Source organism: Hafnia sp. CBA7124 (assembly GCF_002355555.1).
GTDB classification, from domain to species: Bacteria; Pseudomonadota; Gammaproteobacteria; order Enterobacterales; family Enterobacteriaceae; genus Hafnia; species Hafnia alvei.
Map to the genome: position 1 here is coordinate 1,267,199 of NZ_AP017469.1, position 14,857 is coordinate 1,282,055.

Annotated in this window: 14 protein-coding genes and 1 pseudogene; 10 read left to right on the forward strand and 5 right to left on the reverse strand. The window is 50.5% G+C overall.

Annotated elements, in window-relative coordinates; translation table 11 throughout:
* Positions 1–94: 94 nt before the first annotated feature.
* The 6 genes from CPY98_RS05875 to CPY98_RS05900 all read left to right on the forward strand — a co-directional run bounded on the left by CPY98_RS05875 (position 95) and on the right by CPY98_RS05900 (position 5,588).
* Positions 95–718: a hypothetical protein gene (locus tag CPY98_RS05875; RefSeq protein WP_231899437.1), complete on the forward strand. Its 624-nt coding sequence runs from the start codon at positions 95–97 to the stop codon at positions 716–718.
* 276 nt (positions 719–994) lie between these two features.
* Positions 995–1,195 (forward strand): YbfA family protein, encoded by a 201-nt coding sequence (locus CPY98_RS05880; protein ID WP_004096533.1) that lies wholly within the window; start codon positions 995–997, stop codon positions 1,193–1,195.
* A 202-nt stretch (positions 1,196–1,397) separates the two neighbouring features.
* Entirely contained in the window at positions 1,398–2,345 is a 948-nt protein-coding gene (locus tag CPY98_RS05885; RefSeq protein WP_025800692.1) for a 2-thiouracil desulfurase family protein, read from the forward strand.
* Positions 2,346–2,363: 18 nt separating this feature from the next.
* Positions 2,364–3,794, forward strand: a complete 1,431-nt coding sequence (gene phrB, locus CPY98_RS05890; RefSeq protein ID WP_096386756.1) for a deoxyribodipyrimidine photo-lyase — start codon at positions 2,364–2,366, stop codon at positions 3,792–3,794.
* A 38-nt stretch (positions 3,795–3,832) separates the two neighbouring features.
* Positions 3,833–4,813, forward strand: coding sequence for an MBL fold metallo-hydrolase (locus CPY98_RS05895; protein WP_043491874.1), 981 nt, complete (start codon positions 3,833–3,835; stop codon positions 4,811–4,813).
* 31 nt (positions 4,814–4,844) lie between these two features.
* A complete protein-coding gene (locus CPY98_RS05900; protein ID WP_096386759.1) occupies positions 4,845–5,588 on the forward strand; it encodes a type 2 GTP cyclohydrolase I in 744 nt (247 codons plus the stop codon).
* 70 nt (positions 5,589–5,658) lie between these two features.
* Here the strand turns inward: CPY98_RS05900 and CPY98_RS05905 are convergent, their stop codons facing one another.
* From CPY98_RS05905 to xapA, 4 genes and pseudogenes are all read right to left on the reverse strand, one after another.
* A complete protein-coding gene (locus CPY98_RS05905) occupies positions 5,659–5,994 on the reverse strand; it encodes a zinc ribbon domain-containing protein YjdM (protein ID WP_025800696.1) in 336 nt (111 codons plus the stop codon).
* Positions 5,995–6,234: 240 nt separating this feature from the next.
* The gene (locus CPY98_RS05910; protein WP_096386762.1) at positions 6,235–7,170 is read right to left on the reverse strand and encodes a LysR family transcriptional regulator; all 936 of its coding nucleotides are present in this window, start codon (positions 7,168–7,170) and stop codon (positions 6,235–6,237) included.
* Positions 7,171–7,248: 78 nt separating this feature from the next.
* Positions 7,249–8,462 (reverse strand): annotated as a pseudogene (gene tsgA / locus CPY98_RS05915) (MFS transporter TsgA).
* Positions 8,463–8,660: 198 nt separating this feature from the next.
* The gene (xapA, locus tag CPY98_RS05920) at positions 8,661–9,497 is read right to left on the reverse strand and encodes a xanthosine phosphorylase (RefSeq protein ID WP_043491878.1); all 837 of its coding nucleotides are present in this window, start codon (positions 9,495–9,497) and stop codon (positions 8,661–8,663) included.
* 303 nt (positions 9,498–9,800) lie between these two features.
* Here xapA and pxpB point away from each other — a divergent pair, with 303 nt between their 5' ends.
* The 4 genes from pxpB (at position 9,801) to nei (ending at position 12,965) form a co-directional block, all read left to right on the forward strand.
* The gene (gene pxpB / locus CPY98_RS05925) at positions 9,801–10,457 is read left to right on the forward strand and encodes a 5-oxoprolinase subunit PxpB (RefSeq protein ID WP_096388721.1); all 657 of its coding nucleotides are present in this window, start codon (positions 9,801–9,803) and stop codon (positions 10,455–10,457) included.
* Positions 10,451–11,380, forward strand: a complete 930-nt coding sequence (pxpC, locus tag CPY98_RS05930; RefSeq protein ID WP_046449457.1) for a 5-oxoprolinase subunit PxpC — start codon at positions 10,451–10,453, stop codon at positions 11,378–11,380. Before pxpB ends, pxpC begins: the two co-directional genes overlap by 7 nt.
* Positions 11,373–12,107, forward strand: coding sequence for a 5-oxoprolinase subunit PxpA (pxpA, locus tag CPY98_RS05935; RefSeq protein WP_043491884.1), 735 nt, complete (start codon positions 11,373–11,375; stop codon positions 12,105–12,107). The genes pxpC and pxpA overlap by 8 nt, the downstream gene beginning before the upstream one ends.
* 66 nt (positions 12,108–12,173) lie before the next feature.
* Positions 12,174–12,965: an endonuclease VIII gene (nei, locus tag CPY98_RS05940; RefSeq protein ID WP_025800703.1), complete on the forward strand. Its 792-nt coding sequence runs from the start codon at positions 12,174–12,176 to the stop codon at positions 12,963–12,965.
* A gap of 121 nt (positions 12,966–13,086) precedes the next feature.
* On the opposite strand, the gene CPY98_RS05945 is transcribed toward nei, so the two are convergent.
* The gene (locus tag CPY98_RS05945; RefSeq protein WP_025800704.1) at positions 13,087–14,367 is read right to left on the reverse strand and encodes a citrate synthase; all 1,281 of its coding nucleotides are present in this window, start codon (positions 14,365–14,367) and stop codon (positions 13,087–13,089) included.
* Positions 14,368–14,857: the final 490 nt, after the last annotated feature.

Sequence of the window (14,857 nt, forward strand, 5' to 3'; positions counted from 1 at the left end):
GATACTGCTTAGCCTAGGTAACTTAGGGAATAAATAGCGTAAAAAGGCAGGGGATGGGTGTAAAAAAAGTATAAAAATGATGGAAAAACAGTCGATGTCTGAGTGTTTTGCAAGCGCCATGTTGTTTAGTGAAAAAGCGTGGAATGCGTTTCGCAAATCTCATGGGAGCAGCTGGCATCGTTTTTCTTCTGCCACTAGGGTGAGGCAAATTCGTGGAGTGATGAGGAAAGAAGGGATGCTGCCGGTTTATCAGATAAATACATTTTTATATGCGGTGTTGCAGCAGGCGCAGGCTGCTCTGCAACAACAGGATATCCAACGCTTTGTGTGTGATGCGGTGAATGCGTCTCGGCAAGGGGCGACTGCCGAGCGCTCGCCAACGGCGCAGTTGCTATCTGCATTACCTTTTAACCGACAACTAAAAAGGCTACAGGCCAGCGGTAAAGATCAGGCTTTTTTTGTCTGGAAAATGCTGTGTCTACCTTTGAAGCAATTCCCGAGTTCAGGAAAACTGGTTTTAAATCAGCAAACGGATGAACCTGAATTAAATCGGCGGTTAAAAAATCTCGCGATAGAGCTGGGCCCGGTTGAATTGCGGATCCTCAGGGGCTATCCATGGCTCGTGCTGTATTTATTTAATGGTCGCGAAGTGTGTTTGCTGCGTTTGCTTGATGCGTCGTTGTTTAGCGAAGCTTTTCTGAATGGCTATTTTTCATAGTGAAATAAAAAGCGAAATAAAATGTTAAATAAAAGTATCAATAAAATAACTAATGTTAAGTTTTTATTTAACCATAAAGTAACAAAATTACATAAAGGTACAATAAAGGCGAAAAAAACAGCAAATATAGTGGTCGGATGAGTGGTAAACTTTCAGCGGATGGGGTAATATTTTGTTCAGATTACAGGCAAACTTAAATTTGAAACATTTTAATTTATAACGTCCGCTGCTTTAGTGCTCCCTTCAGGGAAACAGCTACGTTTTAAGGAGGACTCAATGTACCAACAGTATTCATTATCTCGCATTCTCCTGCGTCGTTGTGGCGTTGTTATTGCCGGTGTTTTGGCTCTGCCAGTGATGTTATTCCGCAGCGATCGCGCACGTTTTTATAGCTATCTGCACCGCGTTTGGTCTAAAACCAGCGATAAGCCGGTTTGGTTGGCGCAGTCGGAGCAGGTCACCGCTGATTTTTATTAATCGCTGCTAGCGAGACGGCAAACGTGAAGAAACCACCTCAATGCAGGTGGTTTTTTGTTATCTGGAACCATTAAAAGCAATTTTCTGCATCTGGTTTAACTTCGATTGTCCATATCCCTATCTTTTCTTGGTGTAATTCCTTCTCTTCTGCACCTACACTGAAAGTGCACAACCCATAAATATCAATAAATAGAGGTGCGCGATGTCAGATAAAATACCCGTTGGTGTGAGTGCCTGTTTGCTGGGCGAAAATGTGCGTTTCGATGGCGGCCATAAACGATTACCGTTTGCGGTGGATGAGCTGTCACCCTTTGTGCGCTTCGAAGCCGTGTGCCCTGAGATGGCGATTGGTTTACCGTCGCCACGCCCAACCCTTCGTTTGATCAAACAGGGCGATGATGTGGCTTTGGTTAACAGCCGCGATGGCGAAGGGGATGTGACGCAAAAAATGCGTGAGTTTTCCAAACAGAAAGTGGCGAGCCTTGAACATCTGTGCGGCTATCTGGTCTGTGCGAAATCGCCCAGCTGCGGCATGGAAAGAGTGAAGGTGTATACCGAGCATGAAGCGCGTAAAAGTGGGGTTGGGATTTTCACCCAGCAGCTGATGGCGCATATGCCTTGGCTGCCGGTAGAAGAGGACGGCAGGTTATATGATGCTGAACTGCGAGAGAATTTTGTTGAGCGTATTTACGCGCTACACGAGTTTAACCAGCTTTGGAAAAACGGTTTAACCCGTGGTGCGTTAGTGGCCTTCCACAGCCGCTATAAGCTCTCACTGCTGGCTCATTCACAGCCGGAATATCGCGAACTGGGGCGTTTTGTTGCGGCGATGGAGCAGTGGGAATCCTTAGATGAATACGCGCACGAATATCGAAATCGTTTTATGGCTTTGCTCAAGCATAAAGCCTCGCGCCGTAATCATACCAACGTGTTACAGCACGTTCAGGGATATTTCCGTCGCCAGCTCACCAGCAGCCAGCGGCAGGAGTTGGCCGATCTGATCCTGCGTTATCGGCAGGGAACCCAACCGTTGTTGGCTCCGATCACGCTGCTACGCCATTATCTCAAAGAATATCCAGACAGCTATTTAGCCGGGCAACGTTATTTCGACCCTTATCCTGAAGTACTGCGTTTGCGGTATGGCCACTAGCATTGACAAGGACGTGTAATGACTGCCACACATTTAGTTTGGTTTCGTAACGATCTACGGATAACGGATAATCGTGCGCTGCACGCGGCCTGTCAGGATGTTCACGCTAAGGTGATCGCGGTTTATATCGCGACGCCTGAGCAGTGGCAGCAGCATGATATGGCGCCGCGTCAGGCGGCGTTTCTTCAGCAAAATCTGCACTGCCTAGACGCCTCGCTAGCAGAAAAAAACATTCCTCTTTTCTCTCATCAATGCGCTGATTTTGCCGAGAGCGTTGAGTGGCTCAGTGATTTTTGCCAGAAAAACGACGTCACCGACCTGTTTTACAACCGCCAATATGAACTGAATGAGCGACGCCGTGACGACCGTGTTGGTGAGTTACTGCAAGGAAAGTGCAGGCTGCATGCCTTTGATGACAGTTTGCTTCTGCCACCCGGTAGCGTGGTGACCGGTAGCGGCGAAATGTATAAGGTGTTTACTCCCTTCCGTAAGTCTTTCTTACAACGCTTAACCCATTCAGATGCACGCTGTTTGCCTGCCCCCAAACCAAGAGCGGGTAACGCTGAACGGCTGCCGATAGTGTCTTTTGATTATCCCTTCGAGCAACCCGACCCGTCACTATTCCCTGCGGGAGAAGACGCCGCGTTACAGCGTTTGCGGAGTTTCTGCCGAGAACGCGTGCAGGATTATCAGCAGCAGCGTGATATTCCCGCTATTGATGGCACGAGTTGCCTGTCGCCTTATTTGGCTATCGGCGTGCTGTCGCCACGTCAGTGTTTTAACCGGCTTTTGGCTGAGTGTCCGCAAACGTTGGAAGACGATCAAAGCGGCGCCTTTGTTTGGCTCAATGAGCTGGTTTGGCGCGAGTTTTATCGCCACCTGCTGGTGGCTTATCCCAAGCTCTGTCGACATAAGCCGTTTATTGCGTGGACGGACAATGTGCGCTGGAGCGGTGACGGCGATCATTTAGCGGCATGGAAAGCTGGGAAAACGGGTTTTCCGGTTGTGGATGCTGCGATGCGGCAATTAAATCAAACGGGGTGGATGCATAATCGACTGCGCATGATTGTCGCCAGCTTTTTAGTTAAAGATCTGTTGATAAACTGGCGAGCGGGAGAGCGCTATTTTATGTCTCAACTACTGGATGGGGATTTGGCGGCGAATAACGGCGGTTGGCAGTGGGCGGCATCTTCGGGAACCGATGCGGCCCCCTATTTTCGTATTTTTAACCCGACCACGCAGGGCGAGCGTTTTGACAAAAAGGGCGATTTTATTCGTCGTTGGGTGCCTGAGCTTGCGGATGTACCAGACAGTGATATTCATCACCCCCATCAATGGGCGATTAAACAAGGTCGCGTGTTAGACTACCCTGAACCACTGGTGGATCATGCCGTTGCACGTAAGCAAACCCTTCAAGCGTTTGAAGAGGCTAAGCGAGGCGCGGGCTGATATTTCCAGCCGCTTTTACTGCAAGGAGCACATAACAAATGCGAAAGACACTCATAGCTGTGGTGCTGGCGGGCTATTCCGCATTTACCTGGGCCAGTTTTGACGTAGTGGCGTTAGGCACTCAGGGAGGATTATCGGGAGATAACCTGACCTCCTACCTTATTCGCACCGAGGGGGATGCCCGATATATCGCGTTAGATGCGGGGAGCACTTTACCCGGCATTGCGAAGGGCATTGAAAAAGGGAGTTTCCCGGACGTCACCCCAGAAAAAGCTGCACCGCTCACGCCGCAGGGCTACATTTTTCGTGAGCAGATTAACGCCTATTTCATCAGCCACCCTCATCTGGATCACGTTGCTGGTCTGATTTTGGGGTCACCGGATGATAAAAAGAAGACTATCTATACCCTCGCCGACAGCGCGAATACGCTGCATAACCACTATTTCAACTGGAAAAGCTGGCCAAACTTTAGCGATGCAGGCAACGGTGAACGATTAGGTACCTATCGAATTAATTCGCCGCGCGTCGGTCAGACCTTTACGCTAGGCGTAACGCCGATGCGCGGGGTGATCTACCCGCTGAGTCATAATGGAACGGCATCGTCGATGCTGTTGATCAGCGCACGTGGAGAGTCTTTTGCCTACTTTGGCGATACCGGCGCTGATGCCGTAGAACGCTCTAAAAATCTGGATGCGATTTGGCGTGTTTTGGGGCCGCTTATCCAGCAAAAAGCGCTAAAAGGGATGATTATTGAAACGTCCTATGATGACGCGCAGCCAGACAATAAACTGCTTGGACATCTGACGCCAAAATTACTGCTTTCCGAGCTGACTCAGTTGGAGAAATACAGCGGCGGCGCAGGTTCGTTGAAAGATTTGCCGATTGTGATTAGCCATATTAAACCCACTCTGGTGGCGGGGAAGGATCCGCAAGCGTTGATTCAGCAACAGCTGAGCGCAGGGAATTCATTGGGCGTGAAGTTTATGTTTATGCAACAGGGCGACAAAGCCGTTTTCTAATGATTAATCAAAATTTTTGTGACTAGACACTATGAATAATATTGAACTGGAAAAACTGCTCGATCAGCATCTTAGCGTTAATGATTTCCGTGACTATGCACCCAATGGTTTGCAGGTTGAAGGGCGACAGGAAATTAAAAAAGTCATTACCGGTGTGACCGCCTGTCAGGCGCTACTCGACGCCGCCGTGGCAGAGCAGGCCGATGCTATTTTGGTGCACCACGGCTATTTCTGGAAAAACGATGCGCCAACCGTGCGCGGTATGCGTCGTCATCGTTTGAAAACGCTGCTGATTAATGACATTAACCTGTATGGCTATCATTTGCCGTTAGATGCCCATCCGGTGCTGGGCAACAATGCGCAGCTGGCGCGTGTGATGAAAATCAAGCTATTAGGGATGATCGACCCTTTACTGCCTTACGGTGAGTTTGAGCAACCGATGAGCGCAGGTGAGGTGATTGGCCGTTTGGAGCGTAAGCTGCAGCATGCCGTGCTACACAGCGGAGACAATGCGCCGCAGGAGATCCGTCGCGTTGCGTGGTGTACCGGCGGTGGTCAGAGCTATATTGAGCAGGCCGCTGAGTTTGGCGTTGACGCGTTTATTAGCGGCGAGGTTTCAGAGAAAACCATTCATATCGCACGTGAGATGGGGCTGCATTTCTTTGCGGCGGGTCATCATGCGACAGAGCGTGGTGGCATTCGTGCGTTAGGCGAGTGGTTAGCGGCGGAACATGGATTAGATGTGAAGTTTATTGATATCCCTAATCCAGCGTAAAAGCGTAATGCAGTAATGAAAACACTCCGTTGCTATCGGTATTTGTCTGATAACAACGGAGATAAGAATATTAGCTCTTTTTCACAAACTCAGATTTCAGCTTCATTTGGCCGAAACCGTCGATTTTACAATCGATGTTGTGGTCGCCTTCAACCAGACGAATACCCTTCACTTTGGTGCCGATCTTCAGCATAGACGAGCTGCCTTTTACCTTCAGATCTTTGATTACGGTGACGGAATCGCCATCCACCAGCAGATTGCCGTTGGCGTCTTTCACCACCAGTTCATCGCTTTCTTCTGCCGGTGCGCTGTCATTCCATTCGTAAGCACATTCAGGGCAAATGTACATATCGTTGTCCTGATAGGTGTATTCAGAGTTGCACTTCGGGCAGTTTGGTAATTGCATGCTAAGGTCGCCTTTAACAGAAAATAATAAAATGCAGCACTGCTATGGTGATGATTGACACCCACGGTCTTGGTGTGGTCTCAAGGACGTAGAGCATCTAACAGTGATTCCGCAGGGCGGATCTGCAAAGCGCGCGATCATACAACTTTTGACCAATATCGAAAATGATTTATGTTAAAAAGATCGCAATTAGAGTGCTTCTTATAACCTAAATAGCGTAAAGAGTCTATTTTCTCGCCGTTAGGCTGCAATGTGTCCCAATGCCTGTAGAAAGGCGTGCGCAATAGGTGATTGCAGTTCTCGATGGTAGAGCGCATAGAGATCGGCGGGGATTTGCTGTTTTAGAGGAACAAACGTCACGCCTGGCCAGTGAATTAGCGAGCAGGTTTCCGGTAATAGCGCGATACCCAAGCCTGCGCTGACCAGCGCCAACACCGTTTGCGGCTCCATGGCCTGTTGGGCAATGAGCGGATAGAAACCGGTTTGCACGCAGTAATCATAAAGCTGTTGGGCAAAATCGCTGTGGCTAAATGGGAGCGAGATAAACGGGCGTTCGGCAAGCTGCATGAGGTCGAGGCTAGGGAACTGGCATAAAGGATCGTGCTCGAGCAACGCAACCATGACCGATTCGCGTGCAATATGCTGATAGCAAATATTGGGCGTGGACTCTACGGCTACATTTCGGTTGATGCCGATATCAATGGTGTGCTGCATGATCTGCTCAATTTGGCGCTGCTGTGGCAGCTCATGCAACGTCCACGTGGCGTGGGGATAATCCATGCGAAATGATTTTAGCGCGGGTAGCAGTGCGCCCCACAGCGCGGTGCCGATAATACCGATATTCAAATGCTGGTTTTCATTACGCCCGATCTGACGCACATAATTCAATGAGGTTTCGGTGGCACTCAAAATGCGATCGACCTCGGTCTTGAGCACGCGCCCAGCGTGCGTTAAAGCCACTTTTCGGCTGTTACGTTCGAGTAGCTTCACCTCAAGAATATCTTCCAGCTCTTTAATCTGCGTGCTGAGCGGCGGCTGGGAAATGTTCAGCAGCGCAGCGGCGCGGCCAAAATGCAGCTCATCCGCCAATACCTGAAAATAGCGCAACATACGCAGACTGATACGGCCGTTGCTGTGTCCGTGATGGGGGAGTTGAGAAATGGGCGTGGTTGGCATGAGGCACCTGAATGAAAAAAGGCAGTACTGCATGATGCAGACCGCCTTGGAGGGAGTCAAATCATCAGAAAAATATCGTTAGGCCGAGGCTTGGGTTGCTTTGGCATGAGAGATTTTTTCAGCACGGCTGAGTGCGATGGCGGCCAATAACGCAATCAGCAACAAACCATACGAAATTGCCGCGGTGCCTAATGCCCAATGCAGCCCGAAGTAGGAATTCATCAGCGATGACACGGTTGCAAACATCAATGTGCCCACGGTGCCACAGGTGAGCAAGGCAGAGATAAGGGTTGGCGGGCTGTTGCGTACCTGAAGCGAACCATAGCTCATCAATCCAGAGAATAATCCGGAGTTAAAGAAGCCAAATACACCGCAGGCGACCATGATGAGCTGGGTATGTATGCTGGTGGTAATCACTAAAATGGAGGCCATTCCGATCAGCGCGCAAACCAGCAGGAAGGTGCGTAGCTTCATTAACTTCACGGTGAACTGGTTAACGAACAGCCCCGTGGCTTTCGCCCACCAGTAGCAGGCCGTGAACAGCGCAGCGTTTTCCGGCGTGATGTGGAAGCGATCTTGCAGATAGGTTGGTGTCCATAGCGTGAAAATAGGTTCAGCCAATAAGAAAGCGAACAGCGCAAAGCAGAGCAGATAAATAGCGGCTCCCCAAGGTTCTGCCGTGGTTTGGACGGCGTGCGTTGAGGTTTCAGCCGGTGCTTCGGTGGTCGGGAAGCGGCTGCGCAAGGTGATGGACAACATTAGGGCACCGATTGCGCCCATAATCGCATACATGGCTAACCAGTTAGCACCGAGTTTAAACATCCAGGCGAGCACGACCGAGAGCGTTGCTCCCGCTAAGCTGAAGAAAAAGTCGGTAAAAATCAGGCTGGAAGAGCGTTTTTCTCTTCAGGATTGATACGAACCACCAAATAACTACCGATAGTCATAAATACGCCACCACAGGCACCAATCAAGGTGACGGCAAGGCTAAATACGGTAAGCGTTGGGCTAACAAATAGCAGGATACTGACGATCATGGTGATGGCAGAGGCGATCACCAATGGTTTTTGCAGACCCCATTTTTTCATTAGGATCCCGCCGAGCATGATCGGTAGGAACATCCCCAGATTCATCAGCGTAAATACCTGACCGATGAAGCTATAGTCTTTATGAAATGCATCGCACAGCGGGCCAAGTACGATACCTAAGGTAGAAACCAGTGCGCCCACAAAGTAGTAACTGAGGTAGGAAATCGCGTTCATATTCACGCGAGAGAAAGATGACTCTGTCATAGCGAAACTCCAAGCCGGAGAATGAATAAGGCGGGCTTATGCTGTAATACTTCCGCTGAAGTTCGATTTTAGGGGGAATCGTAGGGATGGGGTCGTAGCAGCTTTAGCTGCCGGAGCGCCCCACCCTGCGGTAGCCCCCGTGTATCTCGATCAATTAAACGTTCGCATTACGTTTATGCTGCCCGCTATTGGCCTAAATTACTGCGCATAGCCCGCAACAAATGTACCGATCAGGCGGACAAAATCGTCGGTCACCATGGCGGCGCATTTCAGCGTTTGTTCGTGCGAAAGCTCAACGTCGCTCAGGCCTTCAGCCATGTTGGTGATGGCGGAAACCGCCAACACTTTCAGGCCGCAGTGGCGAGCTGCAATCACTTCAGGCACCACCGACATGCCTACCACGTCGCCGCCGATCATTTGCATCATGCGAATTTCTGCAGCGGTTTCGAAGTTAGGCCCCGGATAGGAAACGAATACCCCTTCGTGCAGTTTTAGTGATAAAGACTCGGCGGTTTGATGTAAGCGGCTACGCAGGTCTGCGTCATAGGCGTTGGCGAGGCTGAAGAAACGTGGGCCAAAGCGTTCATCATTGGGGCCAACCAGCGGCGTAGAAGGCATGGTGTTAATGTGATCGTTGAGTGCCACCAGACTCCCTGCGGGAATACCCGTATTCAGAGAACCGGCCGCGTTGGTGCAAAACAGGAATTCGCAGCCCAGCAGTTTGAAGGTGCGTACCGCTGGCGTCATGATCCCCATACCTTTGCCTTCATAGAAATGGCCGCGGCCTTTCATACAGACAACGTCTACGCCGTTGATGGAGCCCAGCACTAACTCTCCTGCATGGCCGACGACGGTGCTCACGGGAAAACCAGGCAGATCCTGATAGGAAATAGCGACTTTGTTATCAAGCTGGTCGGCAAATACGCCTAAACCAGAGCCGAGAATGAGCGCGATGCGGGGTTTGAATCCGGGCTTAGCCGCGCGAATGATCTCTGCGGCATGAAAAGGAAAGTTATCACAATGTGAGAAAGACATAGTCGACTCCAGAACAGGAAAGGTATGCCCGCATTGTGTGTATGGCTTCGATTGGCAATCCAATATTAAAAATGCTTTGATTGATACGAAAATCGAATTGATAGCGCGTTTAGGCATTTTATATTTCAGATTCAGCGGATTGTGAAAGTAGCGAGGAAGAGGTGCTTGCAGACGGGTGCCAACTCAAATTGCCATTCTGTGATCGGAATCTCATCGGGGGATTCATTGACGGCAGTGTTGTCTTTGCGCATAAGTTAACGTAGTGATTGATTATTTGTGGGTGAAATCCATTGGGAGGCGGTCTTGCAAAAAGCACGATGTTATCTGTTAGGTGAACGCGCGGCGGTGTTAGAACTTGAGCCCCCTTTGTCTTTAGAGAGTCAAAAGCGTATTTGGTCGTTAACCACGCGCCTGCGCGAGTATCCGAACGTAGCGGAAGTCATTCCCGGCATGAACAACATTACGTTGTTGCTATCGGTACCGCAGGCCGATCCGGTTGAAGCGCTAGAAAAACTACAGCAATGGTGGGAAGAGAGCGAGTCTGCCCAACCCGAGGTGCGCCACATTGATATTCCTGTGATCTATGGTGGAGCAGAGGGGCCTGATTTAGAAGACGTGGCTCGATTACATAATCTGACCGCGCGTCAGGCGGTAGAGATGCACAGCAGCGCCGAATATGTGGTCTATTTCCTCGGTTTCCAGCCGGGATTTGGCTATTTGGGCGGTTTACCTGAGGCGTTGCATACGCCACGGCGTGCCGTTCCCAGAGTTAAAGTGCCGCAGGGTTCGGTGGGCATCGGCGGCAGCCATACCGGCGTTTACCCGTTAGCCTCGCCCGGTGGCTGGCAGATTATTGGCAATACGCCGCTGGCGTTATTTGAACCTCAGGCTTCGTCATCAACCTTGCTACGTCCCGGTGATAGCGTGCGCTTTGTACCGCAGAAGGAGGGAGTATGTTGAAAATTATTCGTGCGGGTCTACAAACGACGGTTCAGGATCAAGGGCGTCATGGTTTTCGTGGCCAAGGCGTGAGTCTAGGTGGTGCCTTGGATGCACCGGCGCTGTATGCAGCGAATATCTTGGTGGGAAACAAAGGCACTGACGCAGGGCTTGAGATCACGCTAGGTGAATGTTCGGTGGAGTTCGCCCGCGATGGCTGGATGGCATTAACCGGCGCGGGGTGTGATGCCTATCTGGACCAGCAGCGTGTTTGGACCGGCTGGAATTATCCAGTTCGGGCGGGGCAGCGTTTGGTGTTACACCGTCCTAAGCGCGGCATGCGCAGCTATCTTGCCGTTAGTGGAGGGATTGATGTGCCCGAAGTGTTGGGATCGCGAAGCACCGATCTCACCGGTGGTTTTGGCGGATTGGAAGGGCGGAAATTAAAGGATGGCGATAGCTTGCCTTTAGGCGATATTCGCTTTGTGCCGAAAAAATCGCAGGGTATCAAGCAACTGCTTTTCAGCAACTATATTCGCGTATTACCGGGGCCAGAATTTCAGGAGTTTAGCCCGCAGGAACAGGATTTTTTCTGGCGTACACCGTGGCATCTGAGTCCGCAAAGTAATCGTATGGGCTATCGCTTAACTGGACATTCGTTGAAGCGCGAGAGTTCACGCGAGATGTTTGCGCATGGTTTATTGCCCGGCGTTATTCAGGTGCCGCACGGCGGTCAGCCGATAGTGTTGATGGCAGATGCGCAAACCACCGGCGGATATCCGCGTATTGCCTGCGTGATCGAAGCCGATCTCTATCATTTGGCACAGATCCGCCTAGGTGAGCCGATTCACTTTATCCGCTGCACGTTGGCACAGGCCCAGCAGGCTTATAAAGAGCAGAAAATTTATCTGCGCCAGCTTGAGCGAGGGATTCAGGGTGATTGATCTCAATGCGGATTTAGGCGAAGGCGGGGCGAATGACTATGCGCTGTTAAAGCTGGTTAGCTCAGCCAATATCGCCTGTGGATACCACGCCGGTGATGATGCGACCATGCGACAGTCGGTGATTTGGGCCAAGGAATTGGGCGTCGCTATCGGCGCGCATCCGAGTTTTGCTGACCGAGAAAACTTTGGCCGCGGACGTCAAAATCTGTCTCCTGATGAGGTTTATCAGTTGGTCACTGAACAGCTTCATGCGCTTAATCGGCATTGTCTGGCACTGGGTGCCACCCTGCGGCACGTTAAACCCCATGGCATGCTCTACAACCAAGCGGCGGTTGAACCTGCGCTGGCGCATGCCATTGCGCGTGCCGTGCTGGATTTCAACCCCGCACTGCGTTTGGTTGGTCTGGCGGGAAGCGCGCTGATAAGTGAGGGGCAAGCCTTAGGCTTAACCACATGGCAGGAAGTTTTTGCCGATCGCAACTATCAGGCTGATGGATCTTTAGTTCCGCGCAGTGAACCCGATGCGTTAATCATCGACGACCAACAGGCACTGCGGCACACCCTGATGATGGTGCAGCATCATCAGGTAGTTACCCCTCAGGGGGATATCGTGCCTGTTCAGGCTGACACCGTGTGTTTGCACGGCGACAATGCGCATGCGTTGGATTTCGCACGTTTATTACGCACCCATTTTTCACAGCAAGGGATCAAGGTCAGCGCCGAGTGACGTTTGGCACGCTATGCCGAACGCGCTATTCTGGCCCTAGGTTCTAGCCAGATAAAGAGAGTTCAGATGCCAGAAGGCCCAGAGATTCGTCGCGCTGCGGATAAGCTCACCGATGCCGTAGTGGGCAAAACGCTGACCGAGGTGTGGTTTGCGTTTCCGCAGTTAAAGCATTATCAATCACAGTTGGTTGGCGAAAAAATAGAAGATATTGAAACGCGTGGTAAAGCGCTGCTGACACACTTTTCCAATGGCTTAACCATGTATAGCCATAACCAGCTTTATGGGGTGTGGAAAATCGTTGATGCGGGCGAAACGCCGGATACTAAGCGCGATCTGCGTGTGCGTCTTGAGACTGAAGATAAAGCCATTTTGTTGTATAGCGCGTCAGATATCACCATTGCACCGCGTGAAGAAATTGCGCAGCATCCCTTTTTACAGCGCGTTGGACCGGATGTTTTAGATTTGCGACTGAATGCGGCGCAGGTCAAAGAGCGTTTGATGCAGCCAGCGTTTCGCCGCCGTCAGTTTGGCGGGTTATTGCTGGATCAGCGCTTTTTAGCGGGCTTAGGTAACTATCTGCGGGTTGAGATTTTGTGGGATGCTGAGCTGGCTCCAACGCACAACGCTCAGTCGCTGCGTGAAGATCAGCTTGAGCACTTATCTCATGCGCTGTTGGATATTCCTCGCCTTTCGTATAACACCCGTGGAACGATGGATGACGATGTGCATCATGGCGCACTGTTTCAATTCAAAGTCTTTCACCGCGCCGGTGAACCTTGCCTGCGCTGCGGCGAGATGATTGAGAAAACGATGATTTCGTCTAGACCGTTTTATTGGTGCCCGAATTGCCAGCGGTGATGGTTGGGAATAATACGCCGTCCCAGCCCTCCCCTTGGTAGAGGAGGGAGCAGATCGGAACATATTCTCGGTATGCTTATCCCCCTGAAAAGGGGGAGACTGGGAGGGCGTTTTAGCGAAATTATTTTTTCAACTGAGACTCAAACGGACGTTTGTCGTAACCGGTGTACAGCTGACGAGGACGCGCAATTTTAATGCCGTCGTCGTGCATTTCGTTCCAGTGGGCAATCCAGCCTACGGTACGTGCCATAGCGAAGATAACGGTAAACATGGAAGACGGAATACCCATGGCTTTCAAAATGATGCCTGAGTAGAAGTCGACGTTTGGATACAGTTTTTTCTCGATGAAGTACGGGTCGTTCAGCGCGATGTGTTCCAGCTCCATCGCCACTTCCAGCAGGTCATCTTGCAGGTTCAATTCTTTCAGCACTTCGTGACAGGTTTCACGCATCACGGTAGCGCGTGGGTCATAGTTTTTATAAACACGGTGACCGAAGCCCATCAGGCGGAACGAGTCGTTTTTGTCTTTGGCACGACGAACAAACTCTGGGATGTGATCAACTGAGCTGATTTCTTCCAGCATTTTCAGTGCCGCTTCGTTTGCGCCGCCGTGCGCAGGTCCCCACAGCGAGGCAATACCCGCAGCGATACAGGCAAACGGATTAGCGCCGGAAGAGCCCGCGGTACGAACAGTTGAGGTTGAAGCGTTTTGTTCGTGGTCAGCGTGCAGGATCAAAATACGATCCATCGCGCGCTCAAGAATTGGGTTGACCACATATTCTTCACATGGCGTTGAGAACATCATGTTCAAGAAGTTGCCGGAGTAAGACAGGTCATTCCTCGGATAAACAAACGGTTGGCCGAGTGAATACTTGTAGCACATCGCCGCCAGCGTTGGCATTTTAGACAACAGACGATAAGCCGCAATCTCACGATGGCGCTCGTTATTAACGTCTAAGGAGTCATGGTAGAATGCCGCCAGAGAGGCGGTTACACCGCACATCACCGCCATAGGGTGAGAGTCGCGACGGAAACCGTGGAACAGGCGAGTAATCTGTTCGTGGATCATGGTGTGTCGCGTGACCGTGGTTTTAAAGGTTTCGTACTCTTTTGGCGTTGGTGCTTCGCCGTAAAGCAGGATGTAGCAAACTTCCAAATAGTTGGAGTTTTTTGCCAGCTCATCGATAGGGAAACCGCGGTGTAGCAGGATGCCTTCGTCACCGTCGATATAGGTGATTTTAGATTCGCAAGAGGCCGTGGAGGTAAATCCTGGGTCAAACGTGAAGTAGCCTTTTGAACCGAGGCTACGAATATCAATCTCATCCGCGCCCAACGTGCCCGAAAGTACATCAAGTTCAATTGTTTCGGAATCGAGCGTCAGCGTCGCTTTTTTGTTAGCCATTACAGTCTCCTTAGCGCCTCTAGATTTAAGAACCATTAACGACCGACACCGTTAGTGTGTACCAGCCTCCCTGTTAGCGGTTCTTCGCGCTCTGTTGACCACCGTCGAATGTCGTGGGGGTCTTAAATTATAGGGTACAGAGTGCAATTTATCCTGCTAACGGCCAGTTTGTCGTTCGACGACTACTCGCTCGTCGATGTTTAGAATGTTAATGATTCGTTGGTATTCTTTATAACATAATTAATTATTGCCTACGCTAAACCTATGGGTATTCACATATCCCACTGTTGCATAACTTTGCATTGGGGGAAAGAGTTTGCTCATCAATAGTACAACGTAGGTCTATTCGCCACCCTGTTGTAACGGAAATGTTGATTCCTTGTCAAATCATGTAATTAATTTTGACGTATTTGTTACTTTCGTGACTCATGTCACTGTTCCGGTCAAATGTCTTTAATCAGGTTGTATTCGAATTGTAATCAAATTGTGA

Excerpts from the sequence above, each read along its gene's own strand:
- CPY98_RS05875 (WP_231899437.1), top strand. The coding sequence starts at position 95 with ATGTCTGAGTGTTTTGCAAGCGCCATGTTGTTTAGTGAAAAAGCGTGG.
- CPY98_RS05880 (WP_004096533.1), top strand. The coding sequence starts at position 995 with ATGTACCAACAGTATTCATTATCTCGCATTCTCCTGCGTCGTTGTGGC.
- CPY98_RS05885 (WP_025800692.1), top strand. The coding sequence starts at position 1,398 with ATGTCAGATAAAATACCCGTTGGTGTGAGTGCCTGTTTGCTGGGCGAA.
- phrB (WP_096386756.1), top strand. The coding sequence starts at position 2,364 with ATGACTGCCACACATTTAGTTTGGTTTCGTAACGATCTACGGATAACG.
- CPY98_RS05895 (WP_043491874.1), top strand. The coding sequence starts at position 3,833 with ATGCGAAAGACACTCATAGCTGTGGTGCTGGCGGGCTATTCCGCATTT.
- CPY98_RS05900 (WP_096386759.1), top strand. The coding sequence starts at position 4,845 with ATGAATAATATTGAACTGGAAAAACTGCTCGATCAGCATCTTAGCGTT.
- CPY98_RS05905 (WP_025800696.1), bottom strand. The coding sequence starts at position 5,994 with ATGCAATTACCAAACTGCCCGAAGTGCAACTCTGAATACACCTATCAG.
- CPY98_RS05910 (WP_096386762.1), bottom strand. The coding sequence starts at position 7,170 with ATGCCAACCACGCCCATTTCTCAACTCCCCCATCACGGACACAGCAAC.
- xapA (WP_043491878.1), bottom strand. The coding sequence starts at position 9,497 with ATGTCTTTCTCACATTGTGATAACTTTCCTTTTCATGCCGCAGAGATC.
- pxpC (WP_046449457.1), top strand. The coding sequence starts at position 10,451 with ATGTTGAAAATTATTCGTGCGGGTCTACAAACGACGGTTCAGGATCAA.
- nei (WP_025800703.1), top strand. The coding sequence starts at position 12,174 with ATGCCAGAAGGCCCAGAGATTCGTCGCGCTGCGGATAAGCTCACCGAT.
- CPY98_RS05945 (WP_025800704.1), bottom strand. The coding sequence starts at position 14,367 with ATGGCTAACAAAAAAGCGACGCTGACGCTCGATTCCGAAACAATTGAA.